Raw genomic sequence first — 20,986 nt, forward strand, 5'->3', positions numbered from 1 at the left:
CCGCCACGTCCCCGAACTGCAACGTCGGAAGCTCCGGGCGGGCCTGGCGCAACCAGCTGGCCCGGAGCGGATGCTGCCGGGCCTTCGTTTGCTTCCATGGAGCGCTGCGGCTGCGCATGAAGATGCCGCAGCGCCCGACGGTGTTCCGCCGCGCGCAGACCCGCGTCAGTTCGCCGGCTGCGGGCCGGACGGCGGCGACTTCTCGCCGAGCATCACGCCGTCGACCTCGGTACCGTAAAGGTTCATCTTGGAGTCGTGGTACTTCTTGCGGGTCTCGGCCACCGACCCGGCAAAGCGGGGATCCTGCGGCCGTTCCTTCCCGTCGATGAAGGCGGCGACGTCCCAGGCATCCTTGTCGGAGAGCGAGCCGCCCTTGCCGAGCGGCATGTTCGCCTTGATGAAGGCCGCTGCGTTGGAGATCGTGCTCATGCCGGCGCCCCAGTTGTAGGAGCGCGGACCCCAGAGCGGCGGAAACACCGTCACGCCGCTCGCCGTCTTCTGCCCCTCGCCGTTGCCGCCATGACAGAGCGCGCAGTTCTGTGCATAGACCGCAGCACCGTTCTTGCGGTCGAGGCCGGAAGGCTTCGGCAGCGCGGGATAGCCGCGGCCGGGCAGGCTCGCGCCGGTCGGCGCTCCCTTTGCCAGGAAATAGGCGTAGCTTTCCAGCGCCACCAGCACCTCGTCGCCCAGCGGTGGCGCCTTGCCGTTCATGCTGTAGCGGAAGCAGCCCTGAAGTCGTTCCTCGAACGTGTTCACATGGCCGTTCTTCGAGCGATAGGCGGGATATTTCACATAGGCCGCCCACAGCGGCGCGGAGCCGGCGAGCCGGCCGCGGTCGATATGGCAGTTCGAGCACTGCAGGTCGTTGCCGAGGAACTGTCCGGCATTCTTCTGGGTGTCGTGGAAGATCGCCTCGCCGGTCCGCACCATCTGGCCGAACTCGTCGTCCGGGATGGCGCTCTCCGGCGGCGGCGTGAAGGATGCGTTCGCGGCCTTGGCTCCGGACGAGGCCGAGGAGGCTGCCGATGCGCCTTGAAGCGTGGCCGCCGTCCGGCCCGCCTTCGACGCGGCGGCCGGAGCGGCGCTGCCGGCCATGCCGGGCTCGGCGTCATTCGGCCTTGTCGCCTCGGCCGTCCGCCGCTGGAGCGCATCGTGCTGCGCCGCCGCTTTGGGCACCGCGCCGGCAGGCCTGCGGAAGTTTGCGCCGGGGTCGTCGCCGTGGCGCGGCAGGGAATAGCCGACGAGGCCGGACAGGCCGATCACCATGACGCCGATCGCCCAATTGCGCGTGTTCATCGGACCATCGCTCATCACCGGGCTCCCTTCGTGCTGGAGGCGCTCGTTTCGTCCGCAGGCAGGCTGGCATAATAGGCGGCGACGGCGGTGACGTCCTTGTCGCTCAGCCTGGCGGCGACGTTCGCCATCAGGCCGAGCGGATCGTTCGTGCGCTGCTTCGCCTGCCAGGCCTTCAGCTGCGCGGAGATGTACTCCATCGACTGGCCTGCAAGCTTGGGAAAGGAGGCGCCGACGCCCACCCCGTTCGGTCCATGACACTGCGCGCAAGCCGGCAGGCCGCGCGACCAGTCGCCCCGCTGTGCGAGCGTCTCGCCGGCCGCGACCGCCGTCTCGTCGAGCGGGTTCGGCTCGGCGGCCTTGGGCGCCGAGCTCGTGGCGTAGTAGCTGGCGACCGCCGTCATCTGGCCCGCGGAAAGCGCCTTCGCCACGGGTCCCATGATATCGCTCGCCCGCTTGCCCGAGGCGAAGTCGTGGAGTTGCTGGACGAGATAGCCGGCATCGATGCCGGCGAGCCGCGGGAACGGCCCTTCCGGTTGGCCCTCCCCATGCTCGCCGTGGCAGCTGGCGCAGGGCGGAGCGCCGGCCTCGGTACCGTTCGCGGCGATCGCCGCCCCGCCGGGATCGGCCGCGAAGGCCGTGCCGGACAGGGCGACGGGCACGACCAACAGGGCGGCCGCGACTATCCGGACGGGCGCGGTCATCCTCGCGGCCCACCGCGACCTGCGTCCCATCTCTGCGAACGCCGCCGCGTCCGCCGGCCTGATTGTCGAAAGCATGTCTCCTCCGTCATTCCCGACGCCTGCAGTACACAGATGCCGCAACGGAAGCATCCTGGCGAAGCTTAAGGCGATCTTAAGGCTGAGCGGCTTTCCGGTCTGAGGAGACCGTAGAGCGATACGCGCACCGCGTCGCGCGGCTCTTTGCAGACTACCACCTTGAAGCGCCAGGGGATCCGTCCCCTTTCGGGTCACGCTTGAAGAGAGACTTAGGCGGGCAACGCCCGTCAGTCACGCCCCAACGATCTACCGGATTTCACCTCCGTCGATGACAGGCTGCTCGCCCGTCGAGGCGACTGATGATCCTGGCCCATATCTGTGGACCGGCGCCGGTCATGACACCGATCGGCGTGTGGGGAAACGGATAAGTATCTGAAATCGCAGATGCGCGAACTGCAGATCAAGGTCAGACTGTCCGCCGAGACACGGACGCTCATCTTCATCGTCGCCACCGCAGACTCAGACTTGACAGACGATCCGAGACCGGATCATCATCCGTAATTATGGAGGCTATTCTCTAGTAAAGGAATAGAGGGATGAAGGCATATCTGACCACCGCTCTGGCCGCGATGCTCGCCGTCGTCGCCACGCCGGTCCTGGCAAAGGACGTCATTAACGTCGCCATCATCGGCGAGCCCGACACGCTCGATCCCATGGTCTCCACCAAGGACGTCGTCTCGATTGTCACCCAGCACGTCGTCGAGACGCTCTACACGTTCGACAAGTCCTGGGCGGTGGCGCCGCTGCTGGCGCAGGACCTTCCGAAAATATCCGCCGACGGCAAGACCTACGACATCACGCTGCGCCAGGGCATCACCTTCTCCGACGGCTCCAAGATGGATTCTGCCGACGTCGTCGCCTCGCTGGAGCGCTGGCTGAAGGTCGCCTCGCGCGGCAAGACGGTGGCCGACAAGGTGCAGTCGGTGACCGCCAAGGGGCCGTACGAGGTCGAGATAAAGATGAAGACCCCGTATGCGCCGCTGCTCTCGCTGCTCGCCTTCTCCAATTCCGCGGCGGCGGTCTATCCCTCGGAGATCATCCCGAAGGGTGACGGTCAGATCAAGGACGTCGTCGGCACCGGGCCCTACAAATACGGCGAGCACGTGCCCGACCAGTACCTGCAGCTCGTCCGCTTCGACGGCTTCGTGCCGCGCAAGGAGCCCGCGAACGGCGGCTCGGGCAAGCGCGGCCAGGTGCCGGACGAGATCCGCTTCGTGCCGGTTCCCGATCCGAGCACCCGCGTCGAGGGCCTGCTTTCCGGCCAGTTCGACTTCGCCGACTCGCTGCCGGCCGAGAGCTACGACCGCATCGCTGCGAGCGACAAGGCCAAGCCCGTGCTGCTCGAGAACTTCGGCTGGCCGATGTGGGCGATCAATCACAAGGCGGGTCTCCTGACCAACAAGAAGATCCGCGAGGCGCTGCTCGCCGCCCTGCCCTTCGACGACATGCTGTTCGCCGCCTTCGGCAACGACAAGTTCTTCAAGGTCGACGGCGCGATGTATCCCAAAGGCTGGGACTGGCACACCGACGCCGGGACCAAGCTTTACAACCAGAACGACCCGGAGAAGGCACAGCAGTTGCTCAAGGAGGCCGGCTATGACGGCACGCCGCTGCGCATCCTGACCTCGCGCCAGTACGAGTTCCATTACAAGATGGCCGAGGTCGCCAAGCAGGCGCTGGAGGCGGCCGGCTTCAAGGTGCAGATGGACGTCGTCGACTGGGCGACGCTCGGCCAGCGCCGCGACGACCCGAGCCTCTGGGACGTCTACATCTCGCACTCGCCCTTCCTGCCCGAGCCGGCGCTGACCGACATGTGGTTCGCCTCCTCGCGGCTCGGCTGGTCGGAGCCGGAGAAGGACAAGCTGGCGGAGGCCTTCGTCACCGAGACCGACCCGGCCAAGCGCAAGGCGATCTTCGCCGAACTGCAGAAGAAGAACTACGAGGATGTCGGCTTCATCAAGATCGGCAACTTCAACGCCCTGCTCGGGGAATCGAAGGCGCTTCAGGGCGTCGATCCCTCGCCCTGGCCGTATTTCTGGAACGCCTCGAAGAAGTAGGCTGCACCCGCGGGCGCGTCCGGTCCGCATAGTCCTCCCAAGCAGTCTCCGCCGCGGCTCCGGCCGCGGCGGCCCCGTCCTCTCCCGGCAGTCCGCAATGCGCAATTACATCCTGAAGCGCCTGTTCGGCATGGTGGTCGTCGTCTTCCTGGTGCTGACCATCGCCTTCGTCCTGGTGCGGCTCGCCCCCGGCGATCCGGCGGCGCTGATGCTGGGTCCCGACGCGACGCCGGCGGACACCGCTGCGCTCAGGGCGCGGCTCGGCCTCGACCAGCCGATCCTGATCCAGTACGTCACCTTCATCGGCCATGCGCTGCGCGGTGATCTCGGCCGGTCGCTGTTCTTCAACGAGCCGGTGCTCTCGGTCCTCGCCCATCGGGCCGAGCCGACCGCCTTCCTGGCCCTGTTCTCGCTCCTCTTCTCGGTCGCCATCGCAGTGCCGATCGGCATCTTCGTCGCCTACCGCCGCGGCACCGTCGCCGACCAGACCGCGGTCTCCGGCGCAATGCTCGCCGCGTCGGTCCCCTCCTTCTGGACCGGCCTGATCCTGCAGCGCTGGCTCGCCACCGATCTCGGCTGGTTTCCGGCCTCCGGCTACGGCGGCCCGGATGCGTCCTTCCTCGACCGGATGGGCTACCTGATCCTGCCCTCTTTCGTGCTCGGCATCGTCAACTCGGCGCTGATCCTGCGCTTCTGCCGCGCCTCGATGCTCGATGTCCTCGGCGAGGACTACATCCGCACCGCCCGCTCCAAGGGCATGTCGGAATCGCGCGTGGTGCTGCGCCACGCGCTGAAGAACGCCGCGATCCCGATCGTCACGGTCATCGGCCTCACCTTCGCCCTGCTCGTCTCCGGCGCCGTCGTCACTGAGCGCGTCTTCAACATCCCCGGCATGGGCAATCTCGTCGTCGGCGCCGTTCTCAGGCGCGACTATCCGGTGATCCAGGGAACGCTGATCGTGGTCGCGACGCTCTACATCCTGATCAATCTCGGCGTCGATCTCCTCTATCTGCTGATCGACCGGCGGGTGCGCTACTGATGGCCGCCGTATCTACCGCCGAGGATCCCGGCCTCCTGCGCAGCCTTGCGGCGCGCCCCGCCGTGCTCGTCGCGCTGATCGTCTTTTCGATCATCCTCGCCTGCGCCATCCTGGCGCCGTGGATTGCGCCGGCCAGTCCCGCCCGCATGTCGGTGCGGGCCCGGCTGTCGCCGCCCTTCGGCGACTATCTCCTCGGCGCCGACGCCTTCGGCCGCGACGTCCTCTCCCGCCTGCTCTATGCCGGCCGCGTCTCGCTGCTGATCGGCCTCGGCACTGCCGTGATCTCGACCGCCGTCGGCATCGTCATCGGTCTCGCCGCCGGCTTCTTCCGCCGCCTCGACGCGCCGCTGTCGCGGCTCATCGACGCGATGATGGCCTTCCCCGACATCCTGCTCGCCATCGCCCTCGTCGCGGTGCTCGGCGGCTCGATCGCCAATGTCGTCCTAGCCCTGTCGATCGTCTACACGCCGCGCATCGCCCGCATCGTGCGCGCCGCGACACTGGTGATCCGCGAACTGCCCTTCGTCGAGGCGGCGCGGGCGCTCGGCTCGTCCAACCTCTCGATCATGGCCTGGCACGTCCTGCCGAACATCGTCTCGCCCGTCACCGTGCAGGCGACCTTCATCTTCGCCTATGCGATGCTGGCGGAGGCCGGCCTCTCCTTCCTCGGCGTCGGCGTCGACCCCTCGATCCCGACCTGGGGCACGATGATCAACGAGGGCCGGCAATATATCGACCAGGCCCTCTACCTCATCCTCTTCCCCGGCATCGCCATCTCGTTCGCCGTCCTCAGCCTGCAACTGATCGGCGACGGGTTGCGCGATGCCCTCGATCCCCGTCTCGCCAAGGACGTCTGACAGAACATGGCCTTCACGCTCACCAACTTCCGCCCGATCGGCCTCGGCGCCGCGCCGACGGCGCTGCACGTCGCCGACGACGGCAACCTCGTCGACGCCGCGCCCGCGGGCGCCCGGACCGTCGACTGCGGCGGCGCCTATCTCTCGCCCGGCTGGTGCGACCTGCACGTCCATGTCTGGCACGGCGGCACCGACATCTCGGTACGCGCCTCCGAGGCCGGCCGCGCCACCGGCGTCACCGCCATGGCCGACGCGGGCAGCGCCGGCGAGGCCAGCTTCCACGGCCTCAGGGAATACGTCATCCAGCCCGCGGCCGAGACCATCCGCGCCTTCCTCAACATCGGTTCGATCGGCCTCGTCGCCTGCAACCGCGTGCCCGAGCTGATCGACATGCGCTCGATCGACGTCGACCGCACGCTCGCCGTGATCGAGGCGAACCGCGACGTCATCTGCGGCGTCAAGGTCCGCGCCTCCGGCGTCATCGTCGGCGGCTGGGGCATCACCCCGGCGAAGATCGCCAAGCGCGTCGCCGAGATCGCCGGCCTGCCGCTGATGGTGCATGTCGGCGAGCCGCCGCCGCTGATCGACGAGGTGTTCGACATCCTCACCGAAGGCGACATCGTCACCCACTGCTTCAACGGCAAGAAGGCCGGCTCGATCGCCGACACCGAAGCCCTGTGGGCGCAGGCGATCCGCCTCGCCGGCGAAGGCATCCGCATGGATATCGGCCACGGCGCCGCCTCCTTCGACTTCGGCGTCGCGCGAAAGGCGCTCGAGCGCGGCCTGAAGCCCTGGTCGATCTCGACCGACCTGCATCTCCACAACATCGCCGGCCCCGTCCACGACCTCGCCACCACCGTGGCCAAGCTCCTCGCCGTCGGCCTGCCGCTCGAGGACTGCATCACCGCGGTCACCGAACGGCCGCGCGCCGTCCTTGGTCTCGCCCCCGGCATTTCGCCCGGCGCGCGCGCCGACTTCACGCTGTTCGACGTCGTCGATGCCGAGATCGACGCGGTGGACAGCCTCGGCAACCACCTGCGCCTCGACAGGATGCTGGAGCCGCGCCGCACGGTGATCGGCGCCAGCGTCATGGACGCGGCCCGGCGGACATGAGCGCGAGCCCGATCCTCTCCGTCGAGGCGCTGCGCGTCGCCTTCCGCGCCCGCCGCGGCGCGGTGACGGCGCTGCGCGACGTCAGCTTCGCGCTGCAGCCGGGGCGCACCCTGGCGCTCGTCGGCGAGAGCGGATCGGGCAAGTCAGTCACCTCGCTGGCGCTGCTCGGCCTTTTGCCGCCGAACGGGCGGGTGACGCAGGGCAGCGCCCGCTACCGCACCCGCGCCGGCGAGGCGCTGGACCTGACGCAGCTGTCGCGGCGCGCCTTCCGCGGCATCCGCGGCCGCGAAATTGCGATGATCTTCCAGGAGCCGATGTCCTCGCTGAACCCGCTGTTCACGATCGGCGACCAGATCGGCGAGATGCTGTTGCTGCACGAGGACTTCGACGCCGTCGCACGCCGCCGCCGGGTGACCGAGATGCTGGAGCTGGTCGAGATCCCGGCCGCGGCGAGCCGCCTCGACAGCTATCCGCACGAGCTCTCCGGCGGCATGCGCCAGCGGGTGATGATCGCGCTGGCGCTGGTCTGCGCGCCGCAACTCCTGATCGCCGATGAGCCGACGACGGCGCTCGACGTCACTGTGCAGGCGCAGATCCTCGACCTGATGCGCCGGCTGCAGCGCGAGATGGGGATGTCGATCCTGTTCATCACCCACGACATGGGCGTCGTCGCCGAAATGGCCGACGACGTCGCCGTCATGTATGCCGGGGCGGTGGTCGAGCAGGCGGGCGTCACCGACCTGTTCGCCCATCCCGCCCATCCCTATACCCGCGGCCTCCTCGCCTCGATCCCGCGCCCAGACCGGCCGGAGGGCGTGCGGCTCGCGGCGATTTCCGGCGCCGTGCCGCCGCTCTCGGCGCTACCGCCCGGCTGCGTCTTCGCCCCGCGCTGCGGCCTCGCGATCCCGGCCTGCGAGACGCCGGTCGCCCTGCGCGAAGTCCTGCCCGGTCACCGCGCCGCCTGCATCCGCGCCGAGGAGGCGCTCGCCGATGCTTGAGACGACGCTCGCCCCTGCCGAAGCGACCATCCCCGCAGCCGAGCCGCTGCTCAGCATCCGGCATCTGTCGAAGCGCTACGCGACACCCGGAGGCATCATCCACGCGGTGGAAGACGTCAGTCTCGACATCCCGCGCGGTTCGATCACCGGTCTCGTCGGCGAAAGCGGCTCTGGCAAGACGACGCTCGGCCGGACGCTGTTGCGCCTGGTCCAGCCAAGCGCCGGCTCGATCCGCTTCGGCGGCACCGAACTGACCGGCCTCTCCGAGCGCGAGATGACGGCGATGCGCCGGCGCATGCAGATCATCTTCCAGGATCCGGTCGCCTCGCTGAACCCGCGGCTGAAGGTCGAGACAATCATCGCCGAGGGCCTGCGGGCGCACCGCATCGGCAGCCGCCGCGAGCGCCGCGACCGAGTCGCGGCGCTGATCGAGGAGGTCGGCCTGTCGCCCGACCAGATGCGCCGCTTTCCGCACGAATTCTCCGGCGGCCAGCGGCAGCGGATCGGCATCGCCCGGGCCCTCGCGCTGGAGCCGGAATTCATCGTCGCCGACGAGAGCGTCTCGGCGCTCGACGTCTCGATCCAGGCGCAGATCCTGAACCTGCTGCTCGACCTGCGCGAGCGGCGCAACCTGACGATGCTGTTCATCGCCCACGACCTGTCGGTCGTCGACTATCTCTGCGACCGCATCGCGGTGATGTATCTCGGCCGGGTCGTCGAGATCGGCCCGGCGCGCCCCTTGGTGCGCCAGCCGGCGCACCCTTATACCCGCGCCCTGCTCTCCGCCGTGCCGCAGCCGGACCCGGCCGCGACGCGCCAGCGCGAGGTGCTCGAAGGCTCGATCCCGAGCCCGCTCGACCCGCCGTCCGGCTGCGTCTTCCGCACCCGCTGCCCGCGCGCTCTGCCGGCCTGCGCCGACGCCTTTCCCCCGCCCGCGGCCGTCGGCCCGGAGCGGATCGCCCATTGCATCAATCTCTGAGGCTCCATGACTTCTTCCCAGCCGTTCAGCGACGACGACACCCCGGAAATGCGCCTGCGCCGGGCCGGCATCGCGTTGCCCGCGGCGCCGCCGGTGCCGATCGGCTCCTTCACCAATGTGCGCGAGAGCGGCGGGCTGATCTACGTCTCGGGCCAGGGGCCGGTGCTGGAGGACGGCAGCCTGATGCGCGGCAAGGTCGGCGGCGACACGGCGGCCGAGGCGGCCCGCGGCCATGCCGAGATCGTCGCGCTCAACATCCTCGCCGCCTTGCGCGGCCACTGCGGCAGCCTCGATGCGGTCGGCGGCGTGGTGAAGCTGCTTGGGCTCGTCAACGCGACGCCGGACTTCGACCGCCATTCCTTCGTCGTCGACGGCGCCTCCGACCTCCTGGCCCAGGTGTTCGGCCGCGCCGGCGTGCATGCCCGCTCGTCCTTCGGCGTCGCCTCGCTGCCGAACGGCATCACCGTCGAGGTGGAGGCGATCTTCGAACGTGCCTGAACCGCACCGCCCCGCAGCGTCCGCCGCGCGCGGCGCCGCCGCGTCAGCGCCCGAGCGAGCGCTCGACGGCCTCGGCCGCGCCCTGCACCGCTCGGGCGAGTTCGGCCTGCCGCTCCTCCGCCTTGCGGTCGGGCAGCACGATCGAGATCGTCGCGACACAAGCGCCCCGCTCGTCGCGGATCGGCGCGGCGATGCAGGCGACGGAGAACTCGCTGGCGTTGAACTGCACCGCCAGGCGGTTCTCAAAATCGGCCCGCGCCTGCGCCGACAGCCGGTCGGGATCGGTTTCCGCCATGCCGGTCGCGGACGGCCGCGCCGAGGCGGCGAAGGCGTCCCGCCGCTCCTTGTCGCCGAGATGGCCGAGCAGCAGCCGGCCGGAGGCGGTCCAGTTCAGCGGCACCCGGGTGCCGACATGCGAGGCGACGCGGAAATGCCCCTCGCCCTCCTCCATGCCGATCACCAGCATCATGCCGCCGTCGCGGGTGCAGATCTGCACGGTCTCGCCGGTCACCTCGACGAGGCGCTGCATCTCCTGCTGGGCGCTGCCGAAGACATCGAGGCGCGCCCGGTAGACGAGGCCGTAGCGCATCAGCCGGGCGCCGAGCCACACCGTGTTGTCTGGCCCGCGCGACAGCATCTCGCGCTCCACCAATTCGTCCACCAGCCGGTAGATCGTCGAGATCGGCGCCCCTGCGCTTTTCGCCAGGTCGTAGGCCGACATCGGCGCCCGCCGCTCCGCCAGGATGTCCATCACCTGCAGCGACCGGTCGATGCCGCTCGTCCTCGTCCTCGCCGTCGCGCTCATGCCGTCCTCGTCGAAATGCCCTTCCATAAAACGGGAACAACGGCCGCGGTCAAGCGCCCGCCGCCGCACTTCGCTCGACAGCCAAGCACCCTCTGAGTTCTCACCACCGGAATCCTGACATGCCTGCACCGCTCCGCCACAACTCCGACATCCGCTCCCGCCTCGGCCTGCGCCAGGTGATCAACGTCTCCGGCACCATGACCTTCCTCGGCGCCTCGATCATCACCGACGAGGCGATCGCCGCGATGGCCGCGATCGCGCCGGAATGGGTCGAGATGGACGATCTGCAGCGCCGCGCCAGCACGGTGATCGCGCGGCTGACCGGCGGCGAGGCCGGCTTCGTCACCGCCTGCTGCGCCGCCGGCATCTCGCTGACCATCGCCGGCGCGATGACCGGCACGGACCTCCTCGCCATCGAGCGGCTGCCGGATGACACCCGCGGCCTCAAGGACGAGGTGATCCTGCAGATCGGGCACGCCGTGAACTACGGCGCTCCGGTCGACCAGTCGATCCGCCTCACCGGCGCCAAGGTGGTGCTCGCCGGCACCGTCAGCTCGACCCTGCGCCATCACGTCGAGAACGCCATCACCGACCGGACCGCGGCGGTGCTGCACGTCGTCAGCCACCACACCGTGCAGTACGGCCAGCTGAGCCTCGAGGAAGTCGTCGAGATCTGCCGCCCGCGCGGCGTCCCGGTGATCGTCGACGCGGCCTCGGAATACGACCTGACGGGCTTTCTCGCGAGGGGCGCCGACATCGTCATCTATTCCGGCCACAAGTTCCTGTCCGGGCCGACCAGCGGCATCGTCGCCGGTCGCAAGGACCTCGTGCGCGCCGCCTATCTGCAGAACCGCGGCATCGGCCGGGCAATGAAGGTCGGCAAGGAATCGGTCGCCGGCGTGATGGCGGCGCTGGAGGCCTGGGAGACCCGCGACCATGCCGGCATCCGGGCGCGCGAAACGGCGGCGCTCGAGCTCTGGTCCGAAACGCTGAACCGCCAGCCCGGCCTTGCCGCCCGCATCGTCCCCGACCCGACCGGCAACCCGCTCGACCGCCTCGAGGTGGTGGTAACCGCCGAAAGCGGCTTCACCGCCTACGGCCTCGCCAAGACACTGGCGGCCGGCGACCCGCCGGTGATCGTGCGCGACCACGAGGCCGAGCTCGGCTTCTTCTTCCTCGACCCGTGCAACCTGCATCCCGGCGAGGCGGAGGTCGTCGCCGACGCCTTCGAGCGGGTGATGGCCGCGCCGCGCCCGGAGAACGCCACGGCGACAGCGCGCCACAGCGCCGAAGCGGCGCTGCGCTGGCCCGATTGACCGTCAGAGCTGCCAGTCTCTCTTTGTTGGCTCGCCGGTATCCCTGCCTTGTCAGCCCGGCGGAAGGGGCAAGGGCTCGGCGTCTGCGGCGCGGAGCGAAGGGTGCGGTCGAAGCGCCCGGTGGCGAGCAGCGCGCGCTGGAAGGCGAGGTTGGTCTCGTAGATCTCGACGATCGTGCCCTGGTCGAGCAGCGCCACGAAGCGCTCCGCCAGGCGCTGGAGCGCGGCGATCTCCGCGTCGTCGGCATGCGCCACCATGAATTCTGCGGCCGCCGTCTCCAGCATGATGCGGATGTCGCGGGTCTCGTCGGCGGCCGCATCGTCTTCGCGGTGGACATAGTAGCCGCGGTTCGGCAGGTACTCGATCAGCCGCTTTGCTGCCAGATGCTCCAGCGCCTTGCGGATCTCCGACCGGTTGGTGCGGTAGCGCTCCTGCAGGTCGATCTGCTTCAGCCAGGAGCCCGGCGAGAAGCACCCCGCCTGAATGTCGCTCGCGAGGCGATCGGCGACGCCCGGGCCGCCTCACCCGCAGCCCGGCTTCTCGAACTCTTGTCCCGCAATTCCGGGTAGCGTCCTGGGAAGTGGTGGAAATTCGTCGCCCTGCGCGGTGTAGAGGAAGGTGGCCATCGAGGTGGTCGGATACGGTGGAGCTTGCGGACTTCAACCTGACCGACGAGACCCCGATGACCTAGACGGCAATGCCGCTGATCGAGCTTTTGCGGAAGCATGACGATGGATATCTCCTGCGCGCCGTGAGTGAGGCCGTCCTGCACCTCCTGATGGAACATGATGAGGAGGGGCTGATCGGGGCCGGACGGCACGAGCGGGCGGAAAGCCGGCTCACCTATCGCCACGGCTACCGGGACCGCGATCTGAAGACGCGGCTCGAATCGTTGAACCTGCCGGTGCCGAAGCTGCGGCAGGGTTCCTACTTCCCCGGCTTTCTTGAGCCGCGACAGATCGGCGGCGTCTAGACCCGGCGTGTTGATGATCTCGTCCAGGCCATGGGCTTGTCGGGGATATCCAAGCGCACGGTATCGAAGCTGTGCAAGCGGCAAAAGACGGCCTGCGGAACAAGGGTGTCCACCTGCCGGAGCTTCGCGACGATCTTCTCCTGCCTATGCTTCTTCTGCGGCATTCTCTCGTCCTCTGATGGCTCGAAAACCATGCCTCAGGGAGGATCACTTCAGCGGGGGAAGACCGCTGAAGTGATCTGCCCTCGAAGGACTCCGTCTGCGGTCTGAGAAGTTCCAGATCGTCGTCGACGATCTGGATGGTGGGATTGGGTTTCAAGCGGAACTCCGGGACCGGCTGGCGGGTGGTGAAGATATGGCCATCCGGCGGCGCCCGCCGGGCGCGGCGCGCGCTGCAACAATCCAGAAACAAAATTCAACATGCGAGAAAATCGGGCGAAACGTCCGCGGCGCAGAGCAGTGGTGCCGTCCGAGGGGCGGTTCCTGATTCGAGACGTCCATGGGCCGCCGCCACGCACTCATCGTCCTGACGCTGATCCCTACCGGATCGGCAGTCCATGCAGCCAACCCGTCGATCGCACAGGCTGCACCCTTGCCCTCCGACCGATGCCCTCCACTCAACCGCCGGATCAGGCCGGCGGTATTCAGCGGGGCACAGAACAGGCCGCTCCAGGCGGCACGCAACCTGCAGAGAGGGCCGGCTCCAGGCTCTGTTCTCCGGGGCGAAAGACGCAAGGGCAGCGCTCCCTCTCCTACGTACTGCGGCTGCTCGGCATGAAACCCCGGATCTAGCGGTCCGAGCACGAGCGCGGGGCCGATCACGACGCAGAGGCGCCCAGCAGAGCGGTGGGCCTGAAAGAGATGAGGAAGACTGAACATGAACGAACGAGTGGATGGCGCGATGCTCGAACGGCTCGCGATCCCGACGTCTTTCAGTGACCGGCTGGACCTCGGAGGACTGGGGTCCCCGCAGGTGCTGATCGGCGCCGACTTTACCGGCCACGGGCAGACCGTCGCTCGACTGGACATCCTCTTCGAAGAACGCGCACGGCGTTGGGCGGATGCGCCCGCGGTCATCTCCGCCGGACGCAGTTGGTCCTATGGCGAGATGGACAGACGCGCCAACCAGCTCGCGCGGATACTGGCAGCCCGCGGCGTACGTGCCGGCGACAGGGTCGGGCTGCTGCTCGACCGGTCCGCCGAAACGTACATCGCGCTCCTCGCCACGATGAAGGCGGGCGCCGCCTTCGTGCCGCTCGCGCCCGCCTTCCCCGACGATCGCGTCGCCATGATCATCGAGGACGCGGAGATCGGCTTCGTGATCAGCGCCTCGCATTACGTCTCGCGCGTGGAGGCGTGGCAGCCACCCTTCCTCATGATCGACCAGATCGAAAGCGACGTCGCGGCGCAACCCGATGCTCCGCTGCCGAGGCTGGCGCAGGACCCGTCCGGGCGGGAGACGTGCTATATTCTCTACACGTCGGGCACGACCGGCAGGCCGAAAGGCGTCGTCATCGAGCACCGCAGCATCAGCAACTTCGTGCAGGTTGCGGCAGCCTCCTACGGCTACCGGCTGGGAGATCGCGTCTATCAGGGCATGACGATCGCCTTCGACTTTTCGGTCGAGGAGATCTGGGTGCCCTTCGTCGCGGGCGCAACCGTCGTCCCGGCGCCCGGCCAGATGCCTCTGGTCGGCGATGAACTCGCAGAGTTCCTGCGCTCCAACGCCATCACCTGCATGGCCTGTAGCCCCACGCTCCTGTCCTCCGTCGAAGGTGACGTGCCAAGTCTCCGGCTGTTGATGGTCGGCGGCGAGGCCTGTCCCCCCAATCTGGTGATGCGATGGACCCGACCCGGGCGGCTGATCCTCAACACCTATGGGCCGACGGAGGCCACGGTGACCGCCACGATGAGCGTACTGGAGCCCGAAACTCCGGTCACGATCGGCCGGCCGCTGCCGACATATTCGATCGTCATCCTCGATGCGAAGCGGCCGGCTCTGGCAGGCGTGGATGAGCTCGGCGAGATCGGCATCGCGGGGATGGGCCTTGCGGCGGGCTACCTGAACCGGCCCGAACTGACCGCCGCGAAGTTCATCGTCGATTTCCTCGGCCTACCGAACAACCCCACGGGCCGCATCTACCGGACAGGCGATCTCGGCCGCGTCAATGCCGCGGGCGAGGTCGAATATCGCGGCCGCATCGACACGCAGGTTAAGATCAGGGGTTATCGCATCGAGCTCGGCGAGATTGAGTCGGTCCTCCTCGGACATCCGTCCATCGTCCAGGCGGCAGTGACAACGTGGGAAGCCGCGCCGGACCGCGTCGAACTGGCGGCCTACTACGCTTCCAAGGCCGGCGCGGCGCCCATCGAGCAGTCGGAACTCCTGGCGGAGCTGAAGCGCTGCCTACCCGACTACATGGTGCCCACGGCCCTGGCCGAGGTGCCCGCCATCCCCATGACGGTCGCCAACAAGGCCGATCTGAACCGCCTGCCGAAGCCGGTCGCCGTGCGATCATCGGCAGAACGATCGCACGTTGCGCCCAGCACCGAGACCGAATGCTTTCTGGCTCGCGCCCTGGCCGAGGTTCTCGGGATTGAAGCGGTTTCGACGGAGGACAATTTCTTCGACGACCTTGGCGCCAACTCGCTGCTGATGGCAAAGTTCTGCGCCAGGATCCGCAAGCTAGACGGCTGGATGACGACGTCCATGCGCGACATCTACCTAAATCCTACGATCGCACGACTTGCGTGGCACCTCGGCGCCCCCGACCGGCTAGCCGCCCGAGCCGACGAAGAAGTGCCGGTGCACCGGGCAACGGATCTCGCCTACTGGACCTGCGGCGCGGGCCAGCTGCTCTTCTACGTCGCCTATGCCTATGGCGGCCTCTGGATGCTCGACGTGGGCCTCAACTGGATCTACGACGCCCTCGGTGATCCTTTGCAAGTCTACCTGCGATGCGTGGCGTTGTCGGCAGCGGGCTTCTTCGGCATGACAGGATTTGCCGTCGCGGCCAAGTGGGCGCTGATCGGCCGCTGGACGGCCGGCTCCATACCGCTGTGGAGCTGGGACTACTACCGCTTCTGGGTGGCCAAGACATTGATCCGCGGCGCCCCCGTGGTGCTTTTCCGCGGTAGCCCGCTCTACACGCTCTACCTGCGGCTGCTGGGCGCTCGGCTCGGCAGCAACACGGTGGTCAAGTGCCGGGCGGTGCCGGTCTGCACCGACCTGATCAGCGTCGGCGACAACACCATCCTGCGCAAGGAATCCATGATCCTCGGCTTCCGAGCCCAGGCCGGATACATCCACATGGGGCCGATCGACATCGGCCGCGATGCCTTCGTAGGTGTCGGCAGCGTGGTCGACATCGACACGCGAATCGGCAACGGCGCGCAGCTCGGACATTCATCCTCGCTGCAACGCGGCCAGCGCATTCCCGATGGCGCGCACTGGCACGGTTCGCCAGCAGTTCAAACGGATGCGGATTACTGCCCGATCAAGCCGCTGCGCTTCTCGCCGGTCCGGCGCATGCTGTTCGAAGCCGTGCAGCTCTTCGGCCTCTTTGCCATCGTTACGCCGATCCCCCTGCTCTTCCATAGCTACTGGGAGACTGTCGGGGACAACTATCAGGAGACGATCGGCCTGGTCGCCATCGGCACGACAATCACCGTCCTCGGCACGGTACTCGGGTCGCTCTTCGTCGGTATGGTCCTGCCGCGCCTGTTGCGTCGCGTGCTGAAGCCGGGCCGCGACTACCCGATCTATGGTGTCCATCACTGGCTCCAGGCCGCTGTCGAAATGGGCAGCAACTCACGCATCCTGAACCTGCTCTTCGGCGACAGCTCGGCCATCGTGCATTACATGCGAGCCATCGGCTGGAACCTCAACGAAGTGGTGCAGACCGGTTCCAATTTCGGCACTAACCAGCAGCACGAGAACCCGCTGATGTGCGAGATCGGCAGCGGAACCATGGTCTCGGATGGACTTCTGCTCATCAACACGCAGAAGTCCGCCTCTGCCTTCCGCCTCGAACCCACGCGGATCGGCGACCGCAACTTCCTCGGCAACAATATCTACTACCCGCCAGGGGGCCGTACGGGCGACAATTGTCTGCTGGGCACCAAGGTCATGGTACCGATCGACGGACCGGTACGCGAGAATGTCGGTCTCCTCGGGTCGCCTTGCTTCGAGATCCCCCGCATGGTCGAACGCGACCGCAGCCTGATCGCCGGCGTCAGCCACGAGACGCGCATGGCGCGGATCAGGGCCAAGAACCGGCACAATGCCGCGACGGCGCTGATCTTCCTGGCCGGAAACTGGCTGGTGCTCTTTGCCACGATCGCGATATGGGACCGCGCGCTGAACTATTACGACGAGTGGGGCCACATCGCCGCGTTCGCCGCCATGGGCCTGACCGTGGCCATCGCCCTGCCATTCTACATCCTGATCGAGCGGGCGAGCCTCGGGTTTAAGCGGCTGAAGCCGGCCACCATGACCATCTATGACACGCCTTTCTGGCGGCACGAGCGCCACTGGAAGCTGTCGGATACGCCCATCATCGCTCTGTTCGCAGGCACGCCCTTCCGGCCAGTCGTGCTGCGCCTGCTTGGGGCAAGGGTTGGCAAGCGAGTCTATGACGGCGGCGCCAACCTCACCGAGCGTTCGCTGGTCGAGATCGGCGACGACGCCACGCTCAACGAAGGCTGCGTGATCCAGCCGCATTCTCTGGAGGAAGGCGCCTTCAAATCCGACGTCATCCGCATCGGAGACGGTTGCACGCTCGGGCCGGCTGCCTTCGTCCACTATGGCGTGACCATGGGCGACGGCTCGATAGCCGATCTCGACAGCTTCGTGATGAAGGGGGAGGTGCTCGAACCTAACTCGGTATGGCGCGGTAACCCGGCCAAGCTGCACGGCTTTGTCAAGCCGGTATCCGCCGACATCAAGGCGCCTGCCGCTGCTTCGGCTCAGGAACCTGCCGCAGCGCCACCACAGGCGCTCGCGGCATGATGGCGATCGGGAAGGCGCCGGCCGGCCTGCGTCTCTTGCCGGTCGGCCCCGACAACCGGTCACAGGCGCTTGCTCTCCAGCTCGGCCCCGGCCAGTCGGGGCTGGTCGCCAGCAACCGCGACTCGTTGCGCGAGGCACGGCGCGACCCGGACGCGCAGCCCCGCCTGGTGCTTAATGGCGACCAAGCCGTCGGCTTCCTCATGTACGACGCCTCCCCGGGCGAGGACGAGGCGAGGCTTTACCGTTTCATGATCGATCGGACGCAGCAGCGAAAGGGCCTCGGTCGTGCCGCGTTGCGGCTGGTGCTGGACGAGATCGCAAGGCTCGACCATGTGATAAGGATTTCAATTTGCTACGAGCCATCCAATGAGGCCGCCAGACGCCTGTACACGAGCGCAGGCTTCATTGAGACTGGGCTTGACGAGGACGGCGAAATGATCGCGCTGCTGGAACTGCGGCCGTGACGAGCCCGGCTTCCATCCGCACAGTCGGCGGTGCGCAAGACGTGCCCGCACTGGAGCGAGAGCTCTCTTCAATCGCACCGCCACATGTTCTGGTCGGCTGCAAGCGCATCGAGGCCGGCGACGAGGCACTGCTGCTCGACGAGGAACGACGCTCGCTCACCGCCCTCGTCCCGATCCGACGCCGCGCCAGCGGCGCGGCGCGGTCGGTGGCGCGCCGCCTGCTCGCGCAGACAGGCCTGCCGGGTTCCGCAATCCTGCGCTCCGCCAGCGGGGCACCGGTCTGGCCGGAAGGCAGGGCCGGCTCCATGGCGCATGACGACGAGCTTGCCGTGGCCGCCGTCGCAAGGACGAGCGACGTCATGTCTCTCGGGATCGATATCGAAGCAGCAACACCACTGCCAGTGGACCTCTGGGAACTGGTGGCGCCGGCCTGCGGCCTCTGGGCTCGGCCGAACCCAGGGCTGGCAGCCAAGATCCAATTCTGCGTCAAGGAAGCAGTTTACAAGTCCGTGTTCCCGCTTGATGGCCGCATCCTCGACTTTGCGGATATCGACGTCGACCTCGAAGGTGGCTTGGCCAGCACCAGCTCCGGCCACGCGGTTCATTTCAGGTGCCGCGTGGGAGACCGCGTGACCGCTATCGCGTGTGTACTGGAACCGACAACAAACCAGGGATCATCGTCCGGATGACTACCCGCTACGCCACCGAGTCCACGAGGTAAGTTCATTGCCTGGCCAACAGACACTGTTCGATCTTCGAAGACGTGTCACGCAACGCGACGCTGCGCTACTGTGCATTCGGCTCCATCCTGAAGAATGCCACCGATGAGGAAATTGCCACGATCGGAGACGAGTTGCGCGACGCATGCGCGGCGATCGTCAAGATGCCGCTTCCGCCCATCAGGGCCGCACGACGGCACTCGTTAGCCTCGCGCTTCTGTTCCAGAACACGTGGGAAGACGACAATCCCATCATCAACGATGAAATCGCGGGGCCTTCGCCGAATAAAGCGCGACGCGTAGCTTGCGTCGCGCGTCTGCGACGCAGCGCAATGCTTCGCCGACCCGTTGCGACTCACAAATCTAAATCTTCGAAACACCTGGCTGAAATTCAAGGTGCAGGTCGGATGGAGTGCATCGTCCATCAGCTCGGGCTGGCGCTCGGCGGTCGTCCGGCCGCCAGCTTCGCCGAGCGACTGATGATGCCGGTCAGCAACGACACGCTGCTCCGGGTCGTCCAGCGTCGGGCGCGACAGCGGAACGATAGCTTGACGGCGTGGGCATTGATGACTTCGCGTTCCGCCGGAACCACTGTTATGGCTCTATCGTCTGCGATCTCGAGCGGCGGCAGATCGTCAAGCTTCTGCCGGACCGGGAGATTGCCACCGTTGCGGCATGGCTGGCTGATCACCGGGAGGTCCGGATTGTCTCTCGCGACCGCGGTGGCGGCTATGGCGAGGCAGCGGCGGTCACGTTGCCGGAAGTGGCGCAGGTCGCACACCGGTGGCACCTGATGAAGAACGCCAGCGCGGCATTCCTTTTTTGCGGTGAGGAAGTCGATGAGGCCGATCCGCGCCTCTCTCGGAGCGACAACGATCGACCCGAAGCTCCTGACTTCCGCGGAGCGGATCCAGTACGAAGGCTATCTGCGGCGGGAGGAGATGAATGGGATCGTCGCGAGCCTTGCGGCCAATGGCCTCGCGATCAAGGAGATCGTTCGGCGAACAGGTCGGAGCCGCAAACTGGTTCGCCGGATTGTCCGCGGCGAACGCACCGATGTATTCCGGACGCGACAGGGGGCTCTCGACCCGCACCTTCCCTATCTCGAGGCCCAGTGGGATGCAGGCTGCCGGAACGGCGCCGAACTCTGGCGTCGTCTTCGCGCTCAAGACTTCCACGGCTCGCTGCGTGTCGTCGGGGAATGGGCCACCCGGCGCAGACGAGCGGAACAAGTCTCGGGATGGGCGCTTCGCCGAATTCCGTCTGCGAGGACCATAGCCCGTCTGATGACGCTGAAGCGCGATCATCTGACGAAGGCGGAGACCGTCATGGTTGCCGCGATCGAAGCCGGCGTGCCCGCCCTGGCCGAGGCGAGAGCGCTGATCGACCGCTTCCACGTCATGATCCGCAGCCGGTCAGTCGGTCATCTTTCCCCTTGGATATGCGACGCCGAGGCAAGCCTCTTGGCCTCCTTCGCTCGTGATATCCGCAGGGACGCATCCGCGGTTCAGGGTGCGATCACTGAGCCGTGGTCGAACGGCCAGACCGAAGGCCAGGTGAACAAGCTCAAGCTCGTGAAGCGGCAGATGTACGGCCGGGCGAAGCTTGATCTCCTCGAAGCGCGCTTGCTCGGCGCCGCTTGATCGTCATCGGGAGTGCGTCAGCCCCCTTATTCCACGCCGGTTCACACGCAATCGCCTCGGTCCAGTCTGCGTCCGCAAACTCGATTCCGACTTTCTTATCAGCCTTCCGCTTGGCCATCACTGCCTCCCCCGTCGATGTCCCGCAACCGTTGCGCCACCTTCTCCCGGATCGACGGGATAGAGGCGCCAAAAGGTGTCGCAGCGTATTCAGCGTGCTCGTAGCGGATCTCCTTCAGCGCCGACCCGCTTCGGTTCACGGCGACGACGAGCGCGAGGTCGGTTTGGCGGGAATACCACTCGAGGACGGGCTGCTCCCTGACCGCCTCCTCCAGGAACGTCTCCGCGGACGGTCCCAGCAGGAACTCGAACTGCGGGCCCGACAAGCGTTCGCGCCGCATCGGCGTCACCAGGCGCCGCGCGCTAAGGATACCGAGCGAGGTCCG

General features: G+C 67.4%; 17 protein-coding genes and 3 pseudogenes. 13 read left to right on the plus strand and 7 right to left on the minus strand.

Features of this window, described 5'->3' with window-relative positions; genetic code table 11:
* Nucleotides 1-165 precede the first annotated feature (165 nt).
* Entirely contained in the window at nucleotides 166-1,311 is a 1,146-nt protein-coding gene (locus AB5S17_RS12500; protein WP_369239804.1) for a c-type cytochrome, read from the minus strand.
* Nucleotides 1,311-1,997 carry a cytochrome c gene (locus tag AB5S17_RS12505; protein WP_369239806.1) on the minus strand — a complete coding sequence of 229 codons (687 nt, stop codon included), beginning with the start codon at nucleotides 1,995-1,997 and terminating at the stop codon, nucleotides 1,311-1,313. The genes AB5S17_RS12500 and AB5S17_RS12505 overlap by 1 nt, the downstream gene beginning before the upstream one ends.
* A gap of 611 nt (nucleotides 1,998-2,608) precedes the next feature.
* Between AB5S17_RS12505 and AB5S17_RS12510 the strand changes: the two genes are divergently transcribed.
* The 7 genes from AB5S17_RS12510 (at nucleotide 2,609) to AB5S17_RS12540 (ending at nucleotide 9,613) form a co-directional block, all read left to right on the plus strand.
* Nucleotides 2,609-4,129, plus strand: coding sequence for an ABC transporter substrate-binding protein (locus tag AB5S17_RS12510; RefSeq protein ID WP_369239808.1), 1,521 nt, complete (start codon nucleotides 2,609-2,611; stop codon nucleotides 4,127-4,129).
* Between the two features lie 97 nt (nucleotides 4,130-4,226).
* Nucleotides 4,227-5,168, plus strand: a complete 942-nt coding sequence (locus AB5S17_RS12515) for an ABC transporter permease (RefSeq protein ID WP_369239810.1) — start codon at nucleotides 4,227-4,229, stop codon at nucleotides 5,166-5,168.
* A complete protein-coding gene (locus AB5S17_RS12520) occupies nucleotides 5,168-6,025 on the plus strand; it encodes an ABC transporter permease (protein ID WP_369239812.1) in 858 nt (285 codons plus the stop codon). Before AB5S17_RS12515 ends, AB5S17_RS12520 begins: the two co-directional genes overlap by 1 nt.
* A 6-nt stretch (nucleotides 6,026-6,031) precedes the next feature.
* Nucleotides 6,032-7,138 (plus strand): amidohydrolase family protein, encoded by a 1,107-nt coding sequence (locus AB5S17_RS12525; protein ID WP_369239814.1) that lies wholly within the window; start codon nucleotides 6,032-6,034, stop codon nucleotides 7,136-7,138.
* Nucleotides 7,135-8,136 (plus strand): ABC transporter ATP-binding protein, encoded by a 1,002-nt coding sequence (locus tag AB5S17_RS12530; protein WP_369239816.1) that lies wholly within the window; start codon nucleotides 7,135-7,137, stop codon nucleotides 8,134-8,136. The genes AB5S17_RS12525 and AB5S17_RS12530 overlap by 4 nt, the downstream gene beginning before the upstream one ends.
* Nucleotides 8,129-9,115, plus strand: coding sequence for an ABC transporter ATP-binding protein (locus AB5S17_RS12535; protein WP_369239818.1), 987 nt, complete (start codon nucleotides 8,129-8,131; stop codon nucleotides 9,113-9,115). The genes AB5S17_RS12530 and AB5S17_RS12535 overlap by 8 nt, the downstream gene beginning before the upstream one ends.
* 6 nt (nucleotides 9,116-9,121) lie before the next feature.
* On the plus strand, nucleotides 9,122-9,613 hold the full coding sequence (locus tag AB5S17_RS12540; protein ID WP_369239820.1) for a RidA family protein: 492 nt from the start codon (nucleotides 9,122-9,124) through the stop codon (nucleotides 9,611-9,613).
* Nucleotides 9,614-9,656: 43 nt separating this feature from the next.
* On the opposite strand, the gene AB5S17_RS12545 is transcribed toward AB5S17_RS12540, so the two are convergent.
* Nucleotides 9,657-10,418: an IclR family transcriptional regulator gene (locus AB5S17_RS12545; RefSeq protein WP_369239822.1), complete on the minus strand. Its 762-nt coding sequence runs from the start codon at nucleotides 10,416-10,418 to the stop codon at nucleotides 9,657-9,659.
* A 119-nt stretch (nucleotides 10,419-10,537) separates the two neighbouring features.
* Here AB5S17_RS12545 and AB5S17_RS12550 point away from each other — a divergent pair, with 119 nt between their 5' ends.
* Nucleotides 10,538-11,734, plus strand: a complete 1,197-nt coding sequence (locus AB5S17_RS12550; RefSeq protein ID WP_369239824.1) for an aminotransferase class V-fold PLP-dependent enzyme — start codon at nucleotides 10,538-10,540, stop codon at nucleotides 11,732-11,734.
* Between the two features lie 182 nt (nucleotides 11,735-11,916).
* Here the strand turns inward: AB5S17_RS12550 and AB5S17_RS12555 are convergent.
* Nucleotides 11,917-12,219: pseudogene (locus AB5S17_RS12555) on the minus strand (GntR family transcriptional regulator); the annotation flags it as partial.
* Nucleotides 12,220-12,431: 212 nt separating this feature from the next.
* On the opposite strand from AB5S17_RS12555, the pseudogene AB5S17_RS12560 reads away from it, so the two are divergent.
* A pseudogene (locus AB5S17_RS12560) lies at nucleotides 12,432-12,785 on the plus strand (transposase); the annotation flags it as partial.
* Here the strand turns inward: AB5S17_RS12560 and AB5S17_RS12565 are convergent.
* On the minus strand, nucleotides 12,704-12,871 hold the full coding sequence (locus AB5S17_RS12565; protein WP_369240313.1) for a hypothetical protein: 168 nt from the start codon (nucleotides 12,869-12,871) through the stop codon (nucleotides 12,704-12,706). The pseudogene AB5S17_RS12560 and the gene AB5S17_RS12565 overlap by 82 nt on opposite strands.
* Nucleotides 12,872-13,584: 713 nt before the next feature.
* Here AB5S17_RS12565 and AB5S17_RS12570 point away from each other — a divergent pair.
* The 3 genes from AB5S17_RS12570 to AB5S17_RS12580 are packed head-to-tail and all read left to right on the plus strand — an operon-like array spanning nucleotide 13,585 to nucleotide 18,871.
* On the plus strand, nucleotides 13,585-17,718 hold the full coding sequence (locus AB5S17_RS12570; protein ID WP_369239826.1) for a Pls/PosA family non-ribosomal peptide synthetase: 4,134 nt from the start codon (nucleotides 13,585-13,587) through the stop codon (nucleotides 17,716-17,718).
* The gene (locus tag AB5S17_RS12575) at nucleotides 17,715-18,182 is read left to right on the plus strand and encodes a GNAT family N-acetyltransferase (protein ID WP_369239828.1); all 468 of its coding nucleotides are present in this window, start codon (nucleotides 17,715-17,717) and stop codon (nucleotides 18,180-18,182) included. The genes AB5S17_RS12570 and AB5S17_RS12575 overlap by 4 nt, the downstream gene beginning before the upstream one ends.
* Nucleotides 18,179-18,871, plus strand: coding sequence for a 4'-phosphopantetheinyl transferase (locus AB5S17_RS12580; RefSeq protein WP_369239830.1), 693 nt, complete (start codon nucleotides 18,179-18,181; stop codon nucleotides 18,869-18,871). The genes AB5S17_RS12575 and AB5S17_RS12580 overlap by 4 nt, the downstream gene beginning before the upstream one ends.
* A 97-nt stretch (nucleotides 18,872-18,968) precedes the next feature.
* Here AB5S17_RS12580 and AB5S17_RS12585 read toward each other — a convergent pair whose 3' ends face one another.
* Nucleotides 18,969-19,325 (minus strand): hypothetical protein, encoded by a 357-nt coding sequence (locus AB5S17_RS12585; protein WP_369240315.1) that lies wholly within the window; start codon nucleotides 19,323-19,325, stop codon nucleotides 18,969-18,971.
* On the opposite strand from AB5S17_RS12585, the pseudogene AB5S17_RS12590 reads away from it, so the two are divergent.
* Nucleotides 19,305-20,543: pseudogene (locus AB5S17_RS12590) on the plus strand (ISL3 family transposase); the annotation flags it as partial. The gene AB5S17_RS12585 and the pseudogene AB5S17_RS12590 overlap by 21 nt on opposite strands.
* Before the next feature lie 98 nt (nucleotides 20,544-20,641).
* On the opposite strand, the gene AB5S17_RS12595 reads toward AB5S17_RS12590, so the two are convergent.
* Nucleotides 20,642-20,941, minus strand: coding sequence for a hypothetical protein (locus AB5S17_RS12595; RefSeq protein ID WP_369239832.1), 300 nt, complete (start codon nucleotides 20,939-20,941; stop codon nucleotides 20,642-20,644).
* Nucleotides 20,942-20,986 lie beyond the last annotated feature (45 nt).

The sequence above is a fragment of the Jiella sp. M17.18 genome (assembly GCF_041027365.1).
In the GTDB taxonomy this organism is placed as follows: domain Bacteria; phylum Pseudomonadota; class Alphaproteobacteria; order Rhizobiales; family Rhizobiaceae; genus VKMB-3413.